This window comes from Halogranum amylolyticum, assembly GCF_900110465.1.
GTDB lineage: Archaea > Halobacteriota > Halobacteria > Halobacteriales > Haloferacaceae > Halogranum > Halogranum amylolyticum.
On record NZ_FODV01000002.1, the window covers coordinates 168,141 to 188,130 of the forward strand.

The 19,990-nt window shown below is 63.6% G+C and carries 24 protein-coding genes; 14 read left to right on the forward strand and 10 right to left on the reverse strand.

Annotated features, from left to right (window positions below; all coding sequences use genetic code 11):
• Nucleotide 1: 1 nt before the first annotated feature.
• The 3 genes from sufB to BSG17_RS04060 all read right to left on the reverse strand — a co-directional run bounded on the left by sufB (nt 2) and on the right by BSG17_RS04060 (nt 5,252).
• Nucleotides 2-1,432: a Fe-S cluster assembly protein SufB gene (gene sufB / locus BSG17_RS04050; RefSeq protein ID WP_089821287.1), complete on the reverse strand. Its 1,431-nt coding sequence runs from the start codon at nt 1,430-1,432 to the stop codon at nt 2-4.
• Between the two features lie 26 nt (nt 1,433-1,458).
• Complete coding sequence (locus BSG17_RS04055) at nt 1,459-2,373, reverse strand: ABC transporter ATP-binding protein (protein ID WP_089821289.1); 915 nt, start codon at nt 2,371-2,373, stop codon at nt 1,459-1,461.
• 188 nt (nt 2,374-2,561) lie between these two features.
• Nucleotides 2,562-5,252, reverse strand: a complete 2,691-nt coding sequence (locus BSG17_RS04060) for a DNA-directed DNA polymerase (RefSeq protein ID WP_089821292.1) — start codon at nt 5,250-5,252, stop codon at nt 2,562-2,564.
• 143 nt (nt 5,253-5,395) lie between these two features.
• Between BSG17_RS04060 and BSG17_RS04065 the strand changes: the two genes are divergently transcribed.
• The 4 genes from BSG17_RS04065 (at nt 5,396) to BSG17_RS04080 (ending at nt 7,290) form a co-directional block, all read left to right on the forward strand.
• Complete coding sequence (locus BSG17_RS04065; RefSeq protein WP_089821294.1) at nt 5,396-6,070, forward strand: helix-turn-helix domain-containing protein; 675 nt, start codon at nt 5,396-5,398, stop codon at nt 6,068-6,070.
• A gap of 61 nt (nt 6,071-6,131) precedes the next feature.
• A complete protein-coding gene (locus BSG17_RS04070) occupies nt 6,132-6,317 on the forward strand; it encodes a DUF7331 family protein (protein ID WP_089821297.1) in 186 nt (61 codons plus the stop codon).
• A gap of 48 nt (nt 6,318-6,365) precedes the next feature.
• Complete coding sequence (locus BSG17_RS04075) at nt 6,366-6,842, forward strand: DUF7322 domain-containing protein (RefSeq protein WP_089821300.1); 477 nt, start codon at nt 6,366-6,368, stop codon at nt 6,840-6,842.
• 25 nt (nt 6,843-6,867) lie between these two features.
• Entirely contained in the window at nt 6,868-7,290 is a 423-nt protein-coding gene (locus tag BSG17_RS04080; RefSeq protein ID WP_089821302.1) for a DUF7346 family protein, read from the forward strand.
• Between the two features lie 24 nt (nt 7,291-7,314).
• Here the strand turns inward: BSG17_RS04080 and rad50 are convergent, their stop codons facing one another.
• The 5 genes from rad50 to BSG17_RS04100 form a co-directional block, all read right to left on the reverse strand.
• Complete coding sequence (gene rad50, locus BSG17_RS04085) at nt 7,315-10,011, reverse strand: DNA double-strand break repair ATPase Rad50 (protein WP_089821305.1); 2,697 nt, start codon at nt 10,009-10,011, stop codon at nt 7,315-7,317.
• Nucleotides 10,008-11,291: a DNA double-strand break repair protein Mre11 gene (gene mre11, locus BSG17_RS04090; RefSeq protein WP_089821306.1), complete on the reverse strand. Its 1,284-nt coding sequence runs from the start codon at nt 11,289-11,291 to the stop codon at nt 10,008-10,010. The genes rad50 and mre11 overlap by 4 nt, the downstream gene beginning before the upstream one ends.
• Nucleotides 11,288-11,485 (reverse strand): DUF7966 family protein, encoded by a 198-nt coding sequence (locus BSG17_RS04095; RefSeq protein ID WP_089821309.1) that lies wholly within the window; start codon nt 11,483-11,485, stop codon nt 11,288-11,290. Before BSG17_RS04095 ends, mre11 begins: the two co-directional genes overlap by 4 nt.
• Nucleotides 11,482-11,631: a DUF7966 family protein gene (locus tag BSG17_RS26740; protein WP_170864702.1), complete on the reverse strand. Its 150-nt coding sequence runs from the start codon at nt 11,629-11,631 to the stop codon at nt 11,482-11,484. The genes BSG17_RS04095 and BSG17_RS26740 overlap by 4 nt, the downstream gene beginning before the upstream one ends.
• Before the next feature lie 148 nt (nt 11,632-11,779).
• Nucleotides 11,780-12,040 (reverse strand): MarR family transcriptional regulator, encoded by a 261-nt coding sequence (locus BSG17_RS04100; RefSeq protein ID WP_089821311.1) that lies wholly within the window; start codon nt 12,038-12,040, stop codon nt 11,780-11,782.
• A gap of 139 nt (nt 12,041-12,179) precedes the next feature.
• On the opposite strand from BSG17_RS04100, the gene pan1 reads away from it, so the two are divergent.
• Nucleotides 12,180-13,397, forward strand: coding sequence for a proteasome-activating nucleotidase Pan1 (gene pan1 / locus BSG17_RS04105; protein ID WP_089821313.1), 1,218 nt, complete (start codon nt 12,180-12,182; stop codon nt 13,395-13,397).
• Nucleotides 13,398-13,455: 58 nt separating this feature from the next.
• On the opposite strand, the gene BSG17_RS26745 is transcribed toward pan1, so the two are convergent.
• Nucleotides 13,456-13,593, reverse strand: a complete 138-nt coding sequence (locus tag BSG17_RS26745; protein WP_170864703.1) for a hypothetical protein — start codon at nt 13,591-13,593, stop codon at nt 13,456-13,458.
• A 619-nt stretch (nt 13,594-14,212) separates the two neighbouring features.
• On the opposite strand from BSG17_RS26745, the gene nth reads away from it, so the two are divergent.
• Both nth and BSG17_RS04115 read left to right on the forward strand, forming a co-directional pair.
• A complete protein-coding gene (gene nth, locus BSG17_RS04110; protein WP_089821314.1) occupies nt 14,213-14,899 on the forward strand; it encodes an endonuclease III in 687 nt (228 codons plus the stop codon).
• Between the two features lie 70 nt (nt 14,900-14,969).
• Nucleotides 14,970-15,203, forward strand: a complete 234-nt coding sequence (locus BSG17_RS04115) for a hypothetical protein (RefSeq protein WP_089821316.1) — start codon at nt 14,970-14,972, stop codon at nt 15,201-15,203.
• 33 nt (nt 15,204-15,236) lie between these two features.
• On the opposite strand, the gene BSG17_RS04120 is transcribed toward BSG17_RS04115, so the two are convergent.
• Nucleotides 15,237-15,716 carry a DUF7321 family protein gene (locus BSG17_RS04120; protein ID WP_089821319.1) on the reverse strand — a complete coding sequence of 160 codons (480 nt, stop codon included), beginning with the start codon at nt 15,714-15,716 and terminating at the stop codon, nt 15,237-15,239.
• A 104-nt stretch (nt 15,717-15,820) separates the two neighbouring features.
• Between BSG17_RS04120 and BSG17_RS04125 the strand changes: the two genes are divergently transcribed.
• From BSG17_RS04125 to BSG17_RS04155, 7 genes are all read left to right on the forward strand, one after another.
• A complete protein-coding gene (locus BSG17_RS04125; RefSeq protein WP_089821320.1) occupies nt 15,821-16,639 on the forward strand; it encodes a DUF7319 domain-containing protein in 819 nt (272 codons plus the stop codon).
• 63 nt (nt 16,640-16,702) lie between these two features.
• Entirely contained in the window at nt 16,703-17,290 is a 588-nt protein-coding gene (locus tag BSG17_RS04130; RefSeq protein WP_089821322.1) for a plastocyanin/azurin family copper-binding protein, read from the forward strand.
• Nucleotides 17,291-17,680, forward strand: coding sequence for a DUF7318 family protein (locus BSG17_RS04135; RefSeq protein WP_089821324.1), 390 nt, complete (start codon nt 17,291-17,293; stop codon nt 17,678-17,680).
• A 3-nt stretch (nt 17,681-17,683) separates the two neighbouring features.
• Nucleotides 17,684-18,484 (forward strand): cytochrome b, encoded by an 801-nt coding sequence (locus BSG17_RS04140; protein WP_089821326.1) that lies wholly within the window; start codon nt 17,684-17,686, stop codon nt 18,482-18,484.
• 4 nt (nt 18,485-18,488) lie between these two features.
• Nucleotides 18,489-19,262 carry a cytochrome b family protein gene (locus BSG17_RS04145; protein WP_089821328.1) on the forward strand — a complete coding sequence of 258 codons (774 nt, stop codon included), beginning with the start codon at nt 18,489-18,491 and terminating at the stop codon, nt 19,260-19,262.
• A gap of 18 nt (nt 19,263-19,280) precedes the next feature.
• A complete protein-coding gene (locus BSG17_RS04150) occupies nt 19,281-19,688 on the forward strand; it encodes a DUF7315 family membrane protein (protein ID WP_089821330.1) in 408 nt (135 codons plus the stop codon).
• The gene (locus BSG17_RS04155) at nt 19,681-19,953 is read left to right on the forward strand and encodes a DUF7314 family protein (RefSeq protein ID WP_089821332.1); all 273 of its coding nucleotides are present in this window, start codon (nt 19,681-19,683) and stop codon (nt 19,951-19,953) included. Before BSG17_RS04150 ends, BSG17_RS04155 begins: the two co-directional genes overlap by 8 nt.
• Nucleotides 19,954-19,990: the final 37 nt, after the last annotated feature.

Consider the following 19,990-nt stretch of genomic DNA (forward strand, 5'->3'; position numbering starts at 1 on the left):
GTTACCCGAGGCTCCCCTCCATCTCGAGTTCGACGAGGCGGTTGAGTTCGACCGCGTATTCGATGGGCAGTTCTTCCGTGATCGGCTCGATGAAGCCCGAGACGATCATCTGTTTGGCGTCGTCGTCGTCGAGGCCACGGCTCTGGAGGTAGAAGACGTCCTCGTCGCCGATCTTCCCGACGGTCGCCTCGTGGGCGACGTCGACGGTGGACTCGTTGATCTCCATGTACGGCATCGTGTCCGAAGTGGACTCGTTGTCGAACATGAGCGCGTCACACTCGACAGACGTCGAGGAGTTCTTCGCGCCGTTGGCGATGTGGACGAGGCCACGGTAGTTCGTCCGACCGCCGTCCTTGCTGATACTTTTGGACTCGATGGTCGACTTCGTCTCCGGGGCGTTGTGGTAGACCTTCGCGCCGGTGTCGATGTTCTGTCCCTCGCCCGCGAAGGCGATGGTGATGTGGTTGTCCGAAGCACCGCGGCCCTTCAGGATGGAGGCCGGGTAGAGCATGGTCGCTTTCGAGCCCATGCTGCCGGAGATCCACTCCATGCGGCCACCCTTCTCGACGATGGCGCGCTTGGTATTGAGGTTGTAGGTGTTCTTCGACCAGTTCTGGACGGTCGAATACTGGACGTGTGCGTCTTCACCGACGAAGACCTCGACGCCGCCGGAGTGCAGGTTGAACGCCGAGTACTTCGGCGCGCTGCAGCCCTCGATGTAGTGGACTTCGCTGCCCTTCTCGGCGACGATGAGCGTGTGCTCGAACTGGCCCATCCCTTCGGAGTTCATCCGGAAGTACGCCTGGACGGGCATGTCGACCGTCGTGTCTTCGGGGACGTAGACGAACGACCCGCCGGACCAGATGGCGCCGTGGAGCGCGGCGAACTTGTTGTCGCTCGGGGGGACGCACTTCGTCATGAAGTACTCCTTGACGATGTCTTCGTGTTCCTGGACCGCCTGGTCCATGTTCATGAAGACGACGCCCTTCTCCTCCCAGCGCTCCTGCATGTTCTGATAGACGACTTCCGACTCGTACTGCGCGCCGACACCGGAGAGCGCGTTCTTCTCGGCTTCCGGGATGCCGAGTTTGTCGAACGTGTCCTTGATGTCGTCCGGCAGGTCGGTCCAGTCGTCGACGCCGCCGCGGGTCTCGACGTCGGGGCGGATGTACGGGACGATCTCGTTGACGTCGACCTCCGAGAGGTCCGGCTGGCCGGGCCAGTCGGTCGGCATCGGCATCTTCTGGAACTGCTTCAGCGCGCGGAGGCGGCGCTCGAGCATCCACTCGGGTTCGTCTTTGTCCTCGGAGATGACCCGAATGGTCTCTTCTGTGAGGCCTTTGTCGGCCTGGAACGACGAGTTCTGCTCCTTCTTGAACTCGAAGCGAGCTTCCGTGTCGGTCTCTTTGAGGTGGTCTTGATCTGAGCTCATATGTTGTGTTCGTGGTTGCAGCCGTATTACGCTGTCTCGTAAACTTCCTGACGGACCCAGTCGTACCCCTTGTCCTCGAGCTCCTCGGCGAGGCTGGCGTCACCGCTTTTGACGACCTTGCCGTCGAGCATGATGTGGACGTGGTCGGGTTCGACGTAGTCGAGGATCCGCTGGTAGTGGGTGATCTGGAGGATGCCCGTCCCCTGTTCGTCACGCAGCGCGTTGATCCCGTTCGAGACGTCCTGTAGCCGGTCGATGTCCAGCCCGGAGTCGATCTCGTCGAGCACCGCGATAGACGGTTCGAGGATCGCGGCCTGAAGAACCTCGTTCTGCTTCTTCTCCCCGCCGGAGAAGCCGGCGTTCAGGTAGCGCTGGGCGAACTTCTCGTCCATGTCGAGCAGCTCCATCTTCTCCTTGAGGATCTGCTGGAACTCGGCGACGCCGACTTCTCCCTCGTCGACGTTGCCTTCCATCGGGGAGGTGTCGTAGCCGGACTCCTCTTCTTCTTCGGCCTCGTCGCCCTCGTCGTCCTCGAAGAGCTCTTCGCGCTCCTCGAGCTTGGCGTTGAGCGCCGTCCGCAGGAAGTTCGTCATGGTGACGCCCTCGATCTCGGCGGGGTACTGGAAGGCGAGGAAGATACCCAGTGCGGCCCGCTCGTTAGGTTCGAGTTCGAGGAGGTTCCACGTCAGTTTGTCCTCGGGGATCTGGAAGTCGTCGCCGAAGTCGCCCTCTTCGAGCTGGAGTAGAACTTCACCTTCGGTGACCTCGTAGGCGGGGTGGCCGGCGATGACCTTCGACATCGTCGACTTCCCGGACCCGTTGGGACCCATGAGAGCGTGGATTTCGCCGGAACGAACCGTCAGATCGACGCCCCGGAGAATCTGTTCACCGTCCTCCTCTGCGACCTCTGCGTGGAGGTTTTTGATTTCGAGTGTTGCCATTGTTGGTTCGTTTCCTCGTGTGCGAACGGTGGGGAGTGCCACCCATAATGCTTACGCATTCACCCCCTGCGAGTTTTTTGGTGGAGAAATTTATTTTCCGAATGTGAAAAGGGACTGAGGGCGTAGGTCAGATTCTCCACTCACCGCATGCGGCGCGAACGACCGGATTTCCGGTCACTCGCCGACCGTTACATGAAGCTTCCGAGCCCCGTCTGTTCCTGTCCGGACTTCACCTCGTCCCACGACACGCCCAGCGCCTCGATGACGCGTTCGATAGGACCTTTCAGCGTCTTGTCGAGCATCTTGTCCCAGTCGACCTCGAACTCCTCGGGGATCTGGTCCGCGTACTCGAAGCAGATGACGTCCGGGTTGCGCTTGAATTCGGCGTACAGGTAGTCGTGCTGAGGGTCGAACCCTTCTTCGGACTCCATCCGGCGGAAGAAGGAGGGGTGAACCTTCTCCAGGTACAGTCGCTTCGGCTTCGACCCGCGCTGGAAGTTGGTTCCGAGCATGAGGTTCGCGTACTTCGCGCCGCGGACCTGCGCTGTGTCCGTGTCGTAGTTCTCCAACCGCTTGCCGATGCCGCCGGGGATGCCGATGCGGTCGTACGCCATGTTGCCCTCGCGGAAGTCGTTGATGACGTCGTGGACGTAGTCTTTCACGACGTCGGTGTCTTCCCCGTGGACGATCATCTCCAGAACGTCTTTCTGGACCTCTTTCGTGATGGGTGCGATGTCCGAGCGCTTGTATTCGAAGCCGGTGATGTCGACGTCGTCGACGTCTTTCCCCTCCTTCCAGACGATGTGGCCGGCGTATCGCTTCTTTTTGCCCGCCTGGAAGAACCGTCGGTAAAGCTTCTCGAACTCGATCTGGAAGCGGTGCTCGTCGGCCCCGAGTTCCTCGCGCGCGAAGTCGTCGTACGCGGCGTTGATGTGTTCCTCGATCTCGAACGACTGCTCGATTGCCTGCTCCTTGGACACTCCCTCTCCAAGTTCTAACATGACTGAGTCCGTATCCCCGTAGGCCACCTCGTACCCGATCTCGTTGGCCGCCTTCTCGGTGAAGTTGATGACCTCCCTCCCTGTGGCGGTTACGGCCGCTCCCATCTCCTTGTCGTAGAGGCGGAACCGGTCCCATCCCAGAACACCGTATAGGGAATTCATAATAACTTTGACAGCCGACTGCTGCCGGTCGAACTGCTCGTACGCGGCGCTACTGGGGTCGTGTTCGTTTCGCAGCGCCTTCTTCTCCTCGCGTTCGGTGAGCAGCTCGTCGACCATCGACCGGATGATGCCGTCCGGTTCCTTCCGGAAGTGTGTCCCGTTGGGTGCGCGGAACGTCTCGCCGTCGTACGTCTCGGGGTCGACCTTCGTCTCCGGACTCGCGTTCGTCGTCACCATACACATCGGGTACAGCGACTTCAGGTCCAGCACGGTGACGTTCTCCTTGACGCCCGTGATGGGGTCGAAGACGGCCCCACCCTCGTAATCCTCGGATTCCGCCTGTCCCTTCGACGGGAGGGCGAAGTTCCCGTGGACCTTGTGGAGGACGTAGATGTCGACCGCGTCGCCCGGCGTCGGCGCGTCTTCGAGCAGACAGCCGACGAACGTCCGAACCTCGTCCCAGAAGGGGACGACCTGCTGTTTCCGGTCGATCTCGACGCAGAGTTCGACGTCACGGAGGTTGTACTCCAGCAACCGCTCGGGGTCCTGCTCCCAGAGGTCGCCGATGTCGCCCGAGTAGCGTTCCTTGCCGACGTCGAGTTCGAGTTCGCCGACGGCGTCGAGCCGATAGGATTCCAGTTCGGTGAACTGCGTCCGTTTGTAGGCGTACAGCAGGTCGAAGACGACGCGGCCTTTGATGTCGGGACCGCCCCACCCGCTGCGCCACACCTCGTCGACGCGGGAGAGCCGTTCGGCCGAGAGATCGTAGTCGCTCGTCGGGTTCAGCACGTCGAGACGGTCGAGGAAGTACGGCGCGTCGAAGTCCTCGAAGTTCCAGCCGCTCAGGACGTCCGGGTCGGTCTCCTCGACGTACGCGATGAACGCGTCGAGCATCTCGTCTTCGGCGTCGAACGTCCGCACGTCGACGTCCGGACCGTCGCGGAGCGGGTCGTAGTCGGGCAGCGAGTCGGGCCGCTTTCCCTCGCCGTCGGGAGCGACGTAGTGCCACGCGACGTACTCGTCGCGATAGGAGTCGTGGCTGGTGAGACAGACGATCGGCTCCTCGCCCTCCTCGGGGAACCCGTTTCGGTCGTCGACCTCGATGTCGAAGACGTTCACCCGGAGGTCGGCGTCGGCGTCGACCGGTTCGACCTCGGTGTGTGGGACCTGGAGCGTCCCGTCGTCGAGGCGGCGCTCGGCGACGCGGACGCCGCTACCGACGTCCTTGTCGATGAGAAAGCGGTTGGGAAAGAGGATGTCGGCCTCGTAGTGGTCGAACTCGTCTCGCATCTGCCCGACGTCTCGAGGCGTCCGGCCGAAGATCTTCGTCAGCTCGTCACCGCGGATGCTCTCGAACCCCTCCTCGGTGCCGGTGATCGTGTCACGGTCGAGTTTCTCGTCGGCGAGCGAGTCGGTCGGCGCGTAGAAGTACGGTCGAAAGCCGAGCACGCGGACGTGTTCGGTCTCGTTGTCCGCGGTCCGTCCGAAGAGATGGACGACGGGGTACTCGTCGGCACCCGCCCCTTCGATGGTGTAGTCGACCTGTGTGACGGAGATGTCGACGCTCCCCTCGGCGTCGGGGAACTTCATGTCGGCGGTGTCGACGACGTCGCTGACGTCCTGTCCGCCGTTGCCCGCGACGGCAGCAGCCTCCGCGCTGGGTCGGTCCTCGTCGTCGTCACCCCCCTCGAAGTCCACGAGTCCGCTCTGTTTCATGTTGCTGGTGGTTTGCGTGCGTACCTAAAAACCCCCGCGGTGTCGGTGGCGACGGACGAGAACGAACGGTGGCTACGGTGGCTGAACGACGGGCGGGTTGCCACAGCGGCTATACCGGTGGACACAGTTTCCACTGATAGGAGATGAGTACGATAGCTGAACTGCAGATTCCCGCCGCAGAGTTCGCGCTCTCGGCGACGTTCGATGCCGTCCCCGACGCCGAGTTCGAGGTCGAGCGGGTCGTTGCCTACGATCGCGACCGACTGCTCCCGTTCACGTGGGTCACCGCCGACGAGAGCGGTCGCGACGTACTCGACGAGGCGCTCCGAGACGACCCGAGCGTCGATCAGGTCGAACTGCTGACCGACCTCGACGGCGAGTGGCTCTACCGGATGGACTGGGTCGACGCGATCGACTTCCTCGTCCACGTCCTCAACGAGGAGCACGCGACCGTGTTGACGGCGTTCGGCGAAAGCGATAGATGGCTTCTCAGAGTGCTGTTTCCCGACCGCGACTCGCTGTCGCGCTCGTACGACTTCTGCGAGCAGACGGGGCTCTCGGTGGAGGTGACGAGCATCTACGAGCTGGACCAGCGACGGAGCGGACAGTTCGGGCTCACGGCCAACCAACTCGAGTCGCTAATCACGGCGTCCGAACAGGGCTACTACGAGGTGCCGCGAGGCGCGACGCTCACGGAGGTCGCCGACGAACTTGGTATCTCCCACCAGGCGCTCTCGGAGCGACTGCGTCGAGGCCACGGCCGACTCGTCCAGAACGCGCTCGTCATCGGCACGCAGGACGACGGCCTCTTCCGGTAGTGCGCAGGTTGACCGCATCCACAAGACATATACTATGATATGGCATACCACAGTCCACACCATGTCCGACCACGCCAACGACGAGCAGTGGGACAGTCCGGATGCCTCGCATCCAGAAGCAGAGACTGACGGGGTCGAGACAATCGAGACGTACGACACCGACAACGGCGTCGTCTTCTACGACTCGGAGAACCCGCTCGCGTGGCTTCAGGCGTCGGCGACGGTCCTCCTCGAAGAGGTCGCCTGAGCGGCGAGAAGCCGAATTCTTTTCCTCACCTGTCGCTTCTGACTAGCCGTGCCGACCGACCCGTGGCCCGACGAACCCGACGAGTTCGATCCGGAGGATCGGTGGGGAGACCCCGAAGCCGACCCGGAGGATCGGTGGGGAGACCCGGAGACGGAACTCGTCGAGAAGATCACCATCCCGGAGCCGTCGGAGCCGGAGCTTTCGGCCGCTGCCGTCGACAGCGCCGTCACCGGGCCGTTCTGGGCGAGCGTCGTGCTCGTCAACCTCGCCGTCTTCGCACTGAGTCTCGGACCGATGCTCATCTTCTTCCGCGGCGAGTGGCTGATCGGCCTCGGACTCGTCGGCGGGGGGACGCTCGCACTTGCTCGAACGTACCACCTCTACCGGCAGTTCAAACGCTCCACCGCCGACCGAGGAGAGCGCGCGGACGGCGACGAGGATGCTGTCGACGCATCTCGCGAGGGCGAACGCGCGAACACCGACACGGCGGCAGAGTCGGACGCCGCCCCCGAACGCAACCCCTAACCCGACGACGACCCTCGACCCGTCTATGCGCACCGTCCGCGACGCTATCGGCCGACGGCTCCTCCTCGTCAAGCAATCGAGCGACGCCAGTCGCGTCCGCGACCCCGAGACGGGCGAGGAGCGGTACGTCGACAACGACGAACTCGAGCTCGTCGACGGCGAGTCACCGCTCGTCACCGCCGCCGCGGGCGTCGACCCGGCCGTCCGTCGCGTGCTCACCGCCGTCCCGAACGAACGGGCGCTCGGGCTCCTCGTCGAACTCGCCGACCGCGGCCCGGTCCCCATCGTCGATCTGCTGGACAGCTACGACCTCTGTGAGTCGGATCTCCACGGACTGCTGACCGAGTTCCGTGCTGCCGGCCTCGTCGAGGAGGCGACCGTCTTCGGCGAACGGGGGTACGATGCGACCGACCTCGCCAGAGACGGCGTCGCCACGCTTCGGGACTGACACCGATGCCCGGCGAGTGCAGTCTCAGTCGTCGGGACTCGCCAGCGATTCGACTGCCGCGAGCGACGTTGCGTCCTCCCGCTCGACGGTCGAACGGTTGGTGGTGCTGTTCTTCTCGACGGTCACTAAGTCGTCGGCCGCGCCGACGAGCTCGTCGTCGTGGCTGACGATGATGATCTGACGAACTCCCAGGGTCCGCATCTCCGCGACGAGGTCGACGAGTCGGGAGACGTGTCCCGAGTCGAGGAACACGGTCGGTTCGTCGAGTATGAGCGGCGGGAGCGGTGCGGTCCCCTCGATACCCTCCGCCAGCAGCCGGTAGATGGCACAGCGGAGGCTCAGGTTGAACAGCGCCCGCTCGCCGCCCGAGAGCTGTTCGGGGTCGAGCGCCTGCCCGTCCTTCTGGAAGACGGTGAGTTCGTACTCGCCGTCAAGTCGAATCGTCGAGTAGGCGTCGTTGCCGTAGACGAGGTCGAACGTCTCGTTGAGCATCCGCTCGAGGCTCTCGACGTTCCGCTGACGGAGTTCTGCCCGAAGATCGCCGTACAGCCCCTCCAACTCTTCGGTCTCCTCGTGCAGCGATTCGAGCGCAGTCACGCGCTCGGCGACCGCCGCGCGCTGCTCGCTGAGTTGCTCTAACTGCTCGATAGCGTTGCTCACGCTACCGATGGCGTTCTGGAGTTCGTCGCGCCGGTCGGTCAGCCGCTCGAGTTCGGCTTCGACTTTTTCGAGGTAGTCGACCGCGTTCTGCTTCTGCGAGCGGGCCTGTTCGATCTGATCGTCGTCGACTGCCGCTTGCAACTCGTCGCGCTGGGATCGCTTGTCGGTGAGATGCTCCCGACGCTCGTCGTTCAGATCGTCGAGGTCCGTCCGCTTCTCGCGGAGGCGTTCGGCCGTCGACTCGGCGTCTCCGATCTGCTCGCCGAGGTCCGCGAGGCGTTCGACGTTCTCGCGTTTCTCCTCAACGGTTTCGAGTTGCGACTCGAGTTCGGTGACCGTCTCACGGGCGTCTTCCGCCTCGGTCGCTTTCTGTTCGGCGACGTCGCGGGTGTTCTCTGCCTGCGTCGCCAACTCTTCGGCCTCCTCGCGGAGCGTCTCGGCTTCTGCACGCTTCTCCTCGAGCGTCTCGGCCTTCTGTTCGGCGAGCTGCTCGACGTTGCTCCGGTTCGTCCGGAGCGACTCGAGTTCGGACTCTGTGTCGACGAGCTCTTCCGCGCGGTCGATCGCCGTCGCCAGCGACTCGCGTTCCTCCTGTAGCTCGGCGACCTCGGCTTCCAGCTCCGCGACGCGGGTACGGTCCTCGTCGAGCGTGTCGACGTGGGGCGACCCGTCGACCGGTTGGCCGCACTCGGGACATCTCCCTTCGTCGAGGAGGCGCTCGGCCTCGTCGACACGGTTCTGGACGGTTCGAAGCTCCGTCCGAACCTCCTCGACGTCGTCGCGCAGCGAGGAACGTTCCTCGCGCAACTCCGCGAGGTGTGTCGACGCGTCGCCCACGTCGACGTCCACCTCTGGCTCGTCGAACCGTTCTTCGAGTGTCTCGATCTCGTCGTCCATCCCGTCGAGTTTCGCGCGGAGGTCGTCGAGTTTCTCGGTCGCGCGTTCGACCTCGGCGTCGAGTTCGTCGGCCCGTTCCCGCTTGGCGTCTGCGCGCGACTGGCGGTCGTCGGCTTTGTCGCCGAGGTTCGTCGACTGGTTGTCGAGCGCCTGTGCCTGCATCCGCGCCTCGTTCAGTTCGTCGGAGAGGTCGGACTCGCGCTCGTCGAGGTCGGCGAGTCGGGTCTCGATAGCTGTCTCCGTTGCCGTCTCCAGCGTAGTCTTCGCGAGCACCTCCGAGACTCTCGATTCGAGTTCGTCTTTCCGTTCGCGCGTCTCGCTGATCTGCTCACGGAGACTGTCGCGTTCGCGCTCCGTCTCGGATATCTTCGACTCCAACGCGTCGATCTCCTCGGCCAACGCGTCGAGTCGCTCGCGCTTCTCCTCGTAGCTGTCGAGCGTCTCCTGTGCGTCGTCAAGGCTCTGTCGGGCTCGGTCTCTGTTCTCGCGGTAGCGTTCGAGGTCGTCGGCGACGCTCTTGAGCTCGCTCTCCAACTCGTTGAGCCGCTCGTGGAGGTTCTGGTCCTCTCGCTCCTGAATCTGGGCGTCGAGTTCGCCGAGCGCACCGCGTTTGTTCTCCAGGATGTCCTCGACGCCGAGTCGGGCCTTCCCCGCCCGTTCACGGTACTCCTCTAACTTGCCCAACTGGAGGAGATCGTCGATCATATCCTGTCGCTGCCGAGGCGTCGCGTTGATGAGCTTGTTCACCTCACCCTGCCGGACGTACGCGCAGTTGACGAACGCCTCCGCGTCCATCCGCAGGAGGTCGGTGACGAACTGCCGGACGTCCCGAGAGCCGTCGACCGTGACGTCGGGACCCTCGAGGACACATTTGGCTGTCAGGGTCCGTTCGCCGGACGACCGGAGTCGACGTTCGACGTGGTAGGAGCCACCGTCGTGAGTGAACCAGAGTTCGATCTCGGCGTCTTCCTCGCCGTTGGTGACGACGTCGTCGAGCGTCTCGTCGAGCGCTTTCGCGCCGTAGAGGGCGAAGAAACAGGCGTCCAGGAGCGAGGACTTCCCGCTTCCGTTCAACCCGTGGATGACTGTCACGCCGTCGTCGAGTCGGAGGTCGGCGTCGGCGTACGGCTTGAAGTTCTCGAGGCGGATGCGGTCGAATCTCACAGATAGTCCTCCATGGAGATCTGGCCGTCGGTCGCAGTCTCGTCTGTGTCCTCGTTCGATCCGTCTTCGAGGCCGTCGTCGACGTTACCGGCCTCGAGTTCGTCGTCGGTGACAGACTCGGCGGTGTCGTCGTGGTCGGGACTGGTGTCACCGGTGTCGTCGGCTTCGGATACCCGTGTGAACGCGTCTTCGTCCTCGACGAGCGCCTCCACGCGGGCTTTCACTTCCTCCCGGACCTTGCTGTCGGGCGTCTTGCTCGCACGGATGGTCTCGTCGACGTCGAGTGCGGCCTGCGAGAGACTGAGCTCGGAGATCCGCTCGCGGACGGCGTCGTCGGGGTCGGCGAAACTCACCGACACGTCCGTCTCGCTCGCCTCGAGTTCGCGGCGGTCTTTCACTCGAGCGATGAGCGCACCTCGGTCCGTCGCGAACTCCTCGACGCTCGCGGGCGTCACCGGGTCGCCCTCACCGGTGATCTCGACGATCGCCACGGCGTCGGTCAGGTCGTGTTGACGGAGCTGTTCGCGCACGCGTTCGATCCCTTCCCCTTCAGCGAGGTCGACGTTCACGAAGGCGAACGGACGCGTCTCCAGCGACCGACGGCGGATATCCACGTCCGGACCGAACTCGACGACGTTGTAGCCGCGTCCCGGTTCTTCACTCGCGCTCGCGCGCTCGGTCGATCCGCAGTAGGTGACCCACGTTCCGTCGACTTGTGCCTCGTCGGCCTCGTGGTTGTCGCCGAGGAGGACGGCATCGAAGTCGACGTTCGACTCGGTCAGCACCGTCTCGGTGTCCCAGTTCGCGTGCGCGAAAGGAGTAAAGAGTCCGTGGCTGACGAGCGCCGCGAAGTCGGCGTCGTGGGAGGTAAACTGGTACTCCAACTCGTCACGGCGCGACTCGGGGACGTGGTCGAGCCCGTAGAACACCGTATTGCCGAGGACGTACGGTTCTGCTCCGAGGCGGACAGCCAACCCGAGGTTCTCGAAGAGATCGAGCCACTGGCCGCCGCGGGTCGACTCGTGGTTGCCGACCACGGCGAGGAAGGGGATGTCCGCGTCGGCGAGCGTTCGGAGCACCGAGAGCGTGCCGAGGAGATCCTGCAGGTCGGGACGACGGTCGTGGAAGAGGTCGCCCGCGTGGACGACGGCGTCGACGTCGGCGTCGACGGCGTCCTCCACCAACTGCTCGAACGCGTCGAGGAAGTCCCGGCGACGCTCCGGCGAGTGGTACTGCTGATACCCAACGTGGGTGTCGCCGGTGTGTATCACCCGTGTCATCTGTCACCTCCTTGGCCAGCGCCCGGTAAAGGCGTTCCGCGACCGGAGTGAAAGTGGTGTCCGTCGTCCGGTCGCTCTCCCGCGGCGGCGCGTCGGTACGCCTCCAGCGTCGTCACCGTCTCGCGGCCGCGCTCGGCGAGCGTCGTCTGCCCCCGCTCGTCGGCCTGCCGAACGGCCTCCCGAAGCCGACTCACGCCGGTCGTGGTACAGAAGCCGCGTCGTCGACGGACGCGAGTGCGTCCGTAGCACGGTCGATACAGCGACGGTGCGACGGCGACTCCGTCTCGGAACCGTACGCGAGGGTTCGAAGGGCACGCTTGACCACGGTTGGGTCGGCCATCAGTGACACTGGTTGGTCGCGGCCCCGATGATAAACGTTCGTCTCGGCGACGGGATCGACGACGACAGAATACGTTACGATCCGTACGAACGACGCGGTGCGGCGCGAACGCCGATCCGACGTTCAGAATGACTGTCGGTAACGACGGTCAGAGCGACAGGCGGTAGAGTCGTTTTCGCGCGTCCGAAAAGGAAAAGCGCGACTCGACGACGTCCTCTTCCTCCAGTCGAGTGAGCGCGTAACGGACCGTCCGCGACGGGAGGAGCGTCTCCTCGCTCAGCTGACTCTGCGTCAGCGTGTCGTTGTAGTCGAGTACCTTCGCGACCAGTTTCGCACTCGGCGGGAGGTCGCGCACCGGCTCCCAGCGATCCGCCACCTCGTCCGCAGCGACTGCCTCGGAACTACTCATTCTTGCCTCACTCTGAGGCATACAGCGTAATAATAATTTCTATCGCGCTCTATTACTACAGAGCATAGATCGATGGTGACGACCGGCGAGCTGGGCCCCGACCCGAAGCCTCTTATCCGGCAGTGCCTTAGAAAGCGTGATGAGCGATACTGTGGACGACGTCGATATGCCTTACGAGGAAGAGTCGGCGTCGCAGCAGGAGAAGATCGAGGCCCTTCAGGAACGTCTGGAGATCCTGGAATCCCAAAACGAGGAGATGCGCGACAAACTCCTCGACGCTAACGCGGAGAACAACAAGTTCCAACAGAAGCTTGAGCGACTCACCCACGAGAACAAGAAGCTCAAGCAGTCGCCGTTGTTCGTCGCGACGGTCCAGGAGATCTCGGACGATGGGGTCATCATCAAACAGCACGGTAACAACCAGGAGGCCCTCACGGAGGTCACGGACGAGATGCGGGAGGAACTCGAGCCCGACTGCCGCGTCGCGGTGAACAACTCTCTGTCTATCGTCAAGAAGCTCGACAACGAGACCGACGTCCGCGCCCGCGTGATGCAGGTCGACCACAGCCCCGACGTCACGTACGAGGACATCGGTGGCCTGGAAGAACAGATGCAGGAGATCCGCGAGACGGTCGAGATGCCGCTCGACCGCCCCGAGATGTTCTCCGAGGTCGGCATCGACCCGCCGTCGGGCGTCCTCCTCTACGGCCCGCCGGGCACCGGGAAGACGATGCTCGCGAAGGCCGTCGCCAACCAGACCGACGCCACCTTCATCAAGATGGCCGGCTCGGAACTGGTCCACAAGTTCATCGGCGAAGGGGCGAAGCTCGTCCGCGATCTCTTCGAGGTCGCCCGCGAGAACGAACCGGCCGTCCTCTTCATCGACGAGATCGACGCTATCGCGTCGAAACGGACGGACTCGAAGACCTCCGGCGACGCCGAGGTCCAGCGCACGATGATGCAGCTGCTCGCCGAGATGGACGGGTTCGACGAGCGTGGCGAGATCCGCATCATCGCCGCGACGAACCGCTTCGACATGCTCGACCCCGCCATCCTTCGGCCGGGTCGGTTCGACCGCCTCATCGAGGTGCCCAAGCCGAACGAGGAGGGTCGTGAGATCATCTTCCAGATCCACACCCGCAACATGAACGTCGACGACGACGTCGACTTCGCGGAACTCGCCGCACTCGCCGACGACGCGTCGGGCGCGGAGATCAAGGCGATCTGTACGGAAGCCGGGATGTTCGCCATCCGCGACGACCGTACGGAGATCTACATGCAGGACTTCGTCGACGCCTGGGAGAAGATCCAGGCCGAGTCCGACGAGGACCCCGACGCCTCCCGCGCGTTCGCGTAATCGGCGTCACCGTTCTCTCCGTTTTCACGATTCGAGAGCGACAGCGCCGGCATGACGATCACGGAAGTGCGTAGAACACGAGGAACGGTAAGACGAAGAGGACAGCGAACAGGACGAGCAGTATCAGTCCGTAGCCGGCTCCGGTGCCGGCGACGGTCCACCACGAGTCGTGGTCAAGGGTCTCACGAAGGCTCATACCCGATGCGTTCGTCGGAGGCGCGTTAACTGTTTTCACCGCTACGACGACTCGACTACTCACCGTGGCGCGTGGCTTCGCGGCTGTCGTTTCCACGAGCAGTGCGGAACCAGGTTCCGCTGACGGCCGGCGCACAGCACCGGCGACGGAGCGAGTGGAAGCCAGCGAGAGTCGGAGGCTCTTGCGTGGCCGCGAATCACGCACGCGAAGTCTTCACGAGCGTGAGCGAGTGAAGGGCAGCGAGAGCTTTGCTCTCGCACGGGATGGGTGAGTGAACGGAGTGAACGAGCGAATCGGCTGAGGAGGGTGTGGCTGTTGCGGTGGGTGAGAGGGAAGGGGGACGCGTCACCGAAAGTTTCGCTTCCGGTTGCTCACGAGAGTGCTACGAGAGAGCCGCGCTCTTTCGAACCATTCACTCTCGCCCCGCTCTCGTCAGGCGAGGCGAAGTAACCATCACAGGCAACGCCGAGGAACCCAGCGAGTCGTAGACGACGAGAGCGTGTGGGCTTTCGAGATACTGTCCGACCCAAGGTAGGGCTCACAAAACGTGAGAACCCACGTCTGGAGACATCCACCTGACTCCGAACCACTCAACACACCCAACCCCGACCACGTATCCATGGGATCCCCACTCGACACGCGAGAGGAGCAGGTCGTCGAAGTACTCGACCGCCTCTACGACGCCTACCCGGACACAACCATCTCGCTCAACTTCTCGTCCCGACTCGAACTGCTCGTCGCGGTGATGCTCTCCGCACAGTGTACCGACGAGCGCGTGAACAAGGTGACCGCCGACCTCTTCGAGAAGTACCACTCGCCGGAGGACTACGTGAACGTCCCGCAGGAGGAACTGGCCGAGGACATCTCCTCGATCACCTACTACAACAACAAGTCGAAGTGGATCCAGTCGGCGTGCCGGACCATCATCGACGAACACGACGGCGCGGTGCCCGACACGATGGAGGAGTTGACCGACCTGACCGGCGTCGGTCGGAAGACGGCGAACGTCGTCCTCCAGCACGCCCACGACGTCGTCGAGGGGATCGTCGTCGACACGCACGTGCAGCGTATCTCCCGTCGACTCGGCATCACCGAGGAGGAGTATCCGGAGAAGATCGAGCAGGACCTCATGACCGTCGTTCCCGAGGCTGACTGGCAGCAGTTCACCCACCTGTTCATCAGCCACGGACGAGCGACCTGTACTGCCATCAACCCCGACTGCTCGGACTGCGTGCTCGAGGGTCTCTGTCCGTCCTCGAAACTCGACCACGAGGTCGACCTCGCTAGCGGCGAGTCGTGGACCTGACGGCCGCCGGAGGGCGTCGCCGGGAGGAACGGCCGGAACCCCTTTTTGACTGAGAGCCCAACGTGGCGGTATGCCCAAAGACGAGCACGGGATCGACCTCGAAGAGGACACCGACCTCGACGTGCAGGGCGACGACGCCGAGGGCAAAGAAGAGGCCGACGAAGAGCGTGAGGAGGAGATCGAAGAGGCCGAAGAGGAGCGTCGCGAGCAGGAGGTCGAAGAGCGTTCGGAGGAACGCGAGTGGGAGGCGGAGGAACAGGAGAACCCCGACAACCACCGCGACGGCGAACCGTTCCAGAGCTAACCTCGCCGCGTGCCGTCGGACCGACCGCTTTTTTCAGAGTACGTACCCAGTCAGATACCGGTAGACACCCAGCAGGTACGCTCCGATCCAGAACAGGACGTAGCCGACGACGCCGAGGCGGAGGCGACCCCGCCACGCACCCATATGTTCGTGGAGGTCGTCGAGGTCGACGTCCTGGCCGGGGTCCCGATAGAGGTTCGCCGCGCGTTTGGCCTGGAAGATACGGACGATCCCCGTGAGCGCGAAGACGAGCATCGCGTACGCCTGCAACCCGAGCACCGCGTGGAGCGCGGAGAGACCACTGAACTGTTCGAGCAGCCGCGGTACCATCCACGTCACCACCGGGATCGTGTTGAGCGTCAGGCCGACGACGATGAACTTGAGGTGGTAGACGAGCACGTCCCACGTCACCGTCTCGGCGTCGATCATGATCCACGCTCCGTAGAGATAGAAGGGGAAACTCGCCGTCACCATCAGCGCCGCCGCCGTCGCGATGGCCGTATCGCTTACCATCGGTCGTCCTAAGGAGGGGGGCGGGGTAAAGGGCCCGACTCTGTCCGGGTGAGCGGGCGACGCGGTCGGAAAGCGTTTACTGTCGTCGCCACCAAGGAGAGCCAATGGCAGACCCGTCATCCGCACCGACCGAGTCGGGCGACGAGGAGCGGTCGCCGGACGGTGCGAGCGAAGACGCCGAGTTGGCGGCGCTTCGCGCGCAGGTCGAAGAGAAGTACGACTTCGACGACTTCGGCCCGGACGATATGGCGGAGATGTCTCTCGAAGAGTGGGAGGCCGTCTTCGACGCCGACTCGTGGGTCGTCGGAGAGGAGCTGCTCGAACGGGTCGAGAAGGACCTCAAGAATCAGATCGCCCGTCGCGACGTCTTCGCCGTCGTCGAGCGCCACACCCGCGACGGAGAGAACGTGCTCGTCGCCTACTCCGACGAGGGGTACGCCGTCATCTACCCCGACGGGAGCGTCGAAGGCCGCGGGACCGTCCTCCGGGACGTGAAGCCGACGGTCGCGCTCTGTTCAATGGAGGAGTACGAAGTGGAAGAGCCGCCGGAGAACGTCTCGTTGCCGGACCCGGAAGACGTCCCCCAGGGGACCGGCCAACTCGGCAACAACATGCTGCAGGCCGTCGCAGCCATCCAGATCCTCGCGGGAGTCGGACTCATCGTCGCGTGGATGCCGCCGATCAGTCTCATCACGTCCATCATCGCTCCGACCGTGGGTTTCGTGTTCGTTCTCATCGGTCTGTTCCTCTTCGCGACGGTCGCGAACGCTCGACTCTCCGACCGGTTCCGTGCCGAAGAGTACCGAAACCGATTGCGCGCGGTCCGACTGGAGGGCGAAGAGCGGCCGGACTTTTTACCGCTCGACGACGAGTCCGAGTCGACCACGCGAGACGACCGAGAACCCGGCGTAGAAGGGTCCTGAGCCGGATCGGAGACGACGTATAGTCGGTGGGTTTAAGCGCACTCCATCCTGAGTCCAATCTGTATGAATAGGCGGGAATTTCTGAGAGCGGCAGGTGGTTCTGCCGCAGCCGCAGCCGCTACGGCTCAGTCCGCCGCCGCACAGGAAGGCGGGGGGAACGAGAGTGGCGGTGGCGGCGGGGGCGGCGGGTCGAAAACCGTCGCTGTCGGTCCGGGTAACTCGCTCGTGTTCGAACCCGCGGAGCTGTCGATCGCTCCCGGCACGACTGTCGAGTTCGTCTGGGAGTCAGACACGCACAACGTCATTCCGGAGTCGGTCCCCGAGGGTGCATCCTGGGAGGGTACCGGTCCGGAGAGCGAGACCTACGACACCGGCCACACCTACTCGCACACGTTCGAGACGCTCGGCACGTACGAATACTTCTGCGCACCCCACAAGTCGGCTGGGATGGTTGGTTCCATCACGGTGACCGAGAACCCCGGCAGCGGGGGCGGCGGTGAGAAGGAACTCCACGAACTCGGCGTCCCGATCCAGGCCCACTGGGTCGGTGCCTCGACGATCCTCGGTATCATCGTCACCATCGTGTACACCTTCTACATCCTCAAGTACGGCGAGTCGGCCAACACCGGCAACACCGGAGGTGGCGAATAGATGAGTTCGACAGGCAGTACGTACGGTGACATCCACCGCTACGAACCGGCGCGTGAGAGCACGGCGGCGGCCATCGCGATCGTCCTCCTGACGATCATCGAGGTCGTCTTCGTGTTCCTGTTCACCTACGGGTTCGTCTCCGGATGGGCGCTGACCGACACCGGGAACATGTTCCTCGGATCCGTCCTCGCGGTGATCTTCATCGACCTCGCGTTCATCCTCGCGCTGTACCGCAAGGAGTTCCTCCCCGACGTGATGATCGTCAAGAAGCGTCGACGCAAGTGGGAGGACCTCTACGTCCGGAGCGACCAGGACGACGGCGTCGAACTCGGCGGGTCCGACGCGTGGGACACCGTCAAGCGCGCGGTCTACCCCTACTACAAGAGGTAATCAATGAGTTTAGAGAAGAAAGACGACTACGACCACAAGGGCTGGATGAAGACGAAGGATCTGTCGCCCGTCGAGAAGACGTTCCTGACGACGCTCATCTGGCTCGACAAGCGACTCCGCATCGTCGACTATCTGGAGATACTCGAGACCCTCTACTACCGAGTCAACCTCCAGATGCCGAAGAGTCACACCGAACAGTACAACCTCGACAACAAGTTCTGGTACTGGTACCCCCTGTACACCCTCGGGTTGTTCTCGACGTTGGCCTACATCGTCGCCGCCGTCAGTGGCGCGTTGCTCGGGTTCTACTACTCGCCCGCACAGGGGAACCCCGAGGAGGCGACCGTCGCGTACAACAGTATCGCGTTCATCATGCAGGACCTCCAGTTCGGGTTCATGCTCCGTTCCGTCCACCGGTGGTCGGCACAGGTGATGGTCGCGGCGGTGTTCCTTCACATGCTCCGGGTCTACTTCACCGGTTCGTACAAGGAACCGCGCGAACTCAACTGGATCCTCGGCATCGTCCTCATCAGCCTGACGATGGTGTTCGGGTACACCGGCTACCTGCTCCCGTGGGACCAGCTGGCCTTCTGGGCCGGGCAGATCGGTGTCGAGATGTCGCTCTCTATCCCGCTCGCCGGCGAGTGGGTCGCACAGCTCCTGTTCGGTGGCTTCACGCTGAGTCAAGCAACGCTCCAGCGGATGTACATCATCCACGTCTTCCTGTTACCATTCGTGGTGACGACGCTCATCGCGATCCACATCGGTATCGTGTGGGTGCAGGGCATCGCGGAACCCCACTAAGACCATGACCGACAACGAACACGAACACACCGACGACGAAGAGATTCGCACCGACGGCACCGGCATCGTCGCACCGGACGACGAGACGCCGACGTGGCGCGAGCGCAAGGAACGGAAGACCGGACTCTCGCGACTAACCTACGAGTACTTCGAACGGTCCCGTCGCGAGGACCAGGACCTCCGGATGGAGTCCGACTACGTCGAACGCGACGTACTCGGCTTTCCGACGTGGCCCCACGAGACGGTTCGGAACCTCTCTATCGCCGCGTTCTTCGTCGGGATGATCTTCTTCCTCTCGGCGACGATGCCGCCGCACATCGGCGAACCGGCGAACCCCAGTAGTACGCCGGCGATCATCCTCCCCGACTGGTATCTCTACTGGTCGTTCGGACTGCTGAAGCTGAACCCACTGAACCCCGAACTGGCCATCCTCGGCGGGCAGAAGCTGATGGCAGACCGCACGTACGGCGTGCTCGCGAACGGCGTCGTCGTCGGTGCCATCGCCATCGTCCCCTTCCTCAACAAGGGGAGTGCACGACGGCCCGTCGAACAGCCGTTCTGGGCGGCAGTCGGGGCCGGCGGCGTCGTCTTCGCGCTGACGCTCAGCCTGCTCGCCGTCAAGAACCTGATGCCGATGAACGTCGACCTGCTGTTCGACTTGACGTTCCTCCTGCCGCTCGTCATCGGCTTCGTCACCTACGCGGTGCTGAAGACGATGCGCGAAGGATACATGTACGACCTCAACCGCCGCTACTACCGGCTCCGGCCGCCGAAGTAACGGCTCTCTCTTCTCTCTATGTCTGATCCCGACACAGCAGAGCGTCCGTCCGAGAGCGGTGCGAACGGTCCAGCCGATCGCACGGTCGACGACGGCGGCGGTGGCCGCGACATCGTCGTCCCGATGCGACTCTACAAGACCGTCACCGTCTTCTCGACGCTCATCGCGGTCGTCTCGGTCGTCGTGGGGTTCGTCCTGCTCGACGCGGCGACGCTGTCGATCAGTTTCCTCCGTCGAGCCATCGTCGGCCTCTTCGGCGCGCTCGGCGTCGGCGTCGCTGACGACGTTCTGACGGCAGTGCTCGCACTGCTCGGCCTGGGGATCATCGCCTTCGGCGCTGGCGTCTACATCGTCGGTACGCGCTTCCGTGCCCGCGGAATGGGAAAGTCTCAAGAGGACTCCGACGAAGAACCAGACAATGGCTGACGAGTTCATCAAGGGGCTCGGTATCTTGACGGGCGCCGGTCTCGCGTGGATGGTGCTGGCGTCGTGGTTCCAGACCCCCTCGTTCGGGAGTACCCGCCAACTCATCGCTGCACCGCCCGAGCCGTCGAACCTGTTCGACGCGCTCGCCATCGGGATGATCGACGTGTTCCTGTGGTTCGCACTGCTCGGTGCACTCACCTTCTGGGTGCTCATCCCGGCGGGCCGACAGGCACGGACGGTGTACCGCGACCGACGCTCGAACTGACCGCCGACCCTCTCCTTGCTTCCCTTTCACCGCGGAG

Coding starts and splice junctions, on each gene's coding strand:
- pan1 (WP_089821313.1), top strand. CDS start 12,180: ATGAGCGATACTGTGGACGACGTCGATATGCCTTACGAGGAAGAGTCG.
- BSG17_RS04080 (WP_089821302.1), top strand. CDS start 6,868: ATGCGCACCGTCCGCGACGCTATCGGCCGACGGCTCCTCCTCGTCAAG.
- BSG17_RS04065 (WP_089821294.1), top strand. CDS start 5,396: ATGAGTACGATAGCTGAACTGCAGATTCCCGCCGCAGAGTTCGCGCTC.
- BSG17_RS04130 (WP_089821322.1), top strand. CDS start 16,703: ATGAATAGGCGGGAATTTCTGAGAGCGGCAGGTGGTTCTGCCGCAGCC.
- nth (WP_089821314.1), top strand. CDS start 14,213: ATGGGATCCCCACTCGACACGCGAGAGGAGCAGGTCGTCGAAGTACTC.
- BSG17_RS04060 (WP_089821292.1), bottom strand. CDS start 5,252: ATGAAACAGAGCGGACTCGTGGACTTCGAGGGGGGTGACGACGACGAG.
- BSG17_RS26745 (WP_170864703.1), bottom strand. CDS start 13,593: ATGAGCCTTCGTGAGACCCTTGACCACGACTCGTGGTGGACCGTCGCC.
- BSG17_RS04140 (WP_089821326.1), top strand. CDS start 17,684: ATGAGTTTAGAGAAGAAAGACGACTACGACCACAAGGGCTGGATGAAG.
- BSG17_RS04115 (WP_089821316.1), top strand. CDS start 14,970: ATGCCCAAAGACGAGCACGGGATCGACCTCGAAGAGGACACCGACCTC.
- BSG17_RS04070 (WP_089821297.1), top strand. CDS start 6,132: ATGTCCGACCACGCCAACGACGAGCAGTGGGACAGTCCGGATGCCTCG.
- mre11 (WP_089821306.1), bottom strand. CDS start 11,291: ATGACACGGGTGATACACACCGGCGACACCCACGTTGGGTATCAGCAG.
- BSG17_RS04155 (WP_089821332.1), top strand. CDS start 19,681: ATGGCTGACGAGTTCATCAAGGGGCTCGGTATCTTGACGGGCGCCGGT.
- BSG17_RS04125 (WP_089821320.1), top strand. CDS start 15,821: ATGGCAGACCCGTCATCCGCACCGACCGAGTCGGGCGACGAGGAGCGG.
- BSG17_RS04100 (WP_089821311.1), bottom strand. CDS start 12,040: ATGAGTAGTTCCGAGGCAGTCGCTGCGGACGAGGTGGCGGATCGCTGG.
- BSG17_RS04150 (WP_089821330.1), top strand. CDS start 19,281: ATGTCTGATCCCGACACAGCAGAGCGTCCGTCCGAGAGCGGTGCGAAC.
- BSG17_RS04145 (WP_089821328.1), top strand. CDS start 18,489: ATGACCGACAACGAACACGAACACACCGACGACGAAGAGATTCGCACC.
- BSG17_RS04135 (WP_089821324.1), top strand. CDS start 17,291: ATGAGTTCGACAGGCAGTACGTACGGTGACATCCACCGCTACGAACCG.
- BSG17_RS26740 (WP_170864702.1), bottom strand. CDS start 11,631: ATGGCCGACCCAACCGTGGTCAAGCGTGCCCTTCGAACCCTCGCGTAC.
- sufB (WP_089821287.1), bottom strand. CDS start 1,432: ATGAGCTCAGATCAAGACCACCTCAAAGAGACCGACACGGAAGCTCGC.
- BSG17_RS04055 (WP_089821289.1), bottom strand. CDS start 2,373: ATGGCAACACTCGAAATCAAAAACCTCCACGCAGAGGTCGCAGAGGAG.
- BSG17_RS04120 (WP_089821319.1), bottom strand. CDS start 15,716: ATGGTAAGCGATACGGCCATCGCGACGGCGGCGGCGCTGATGGTGACG.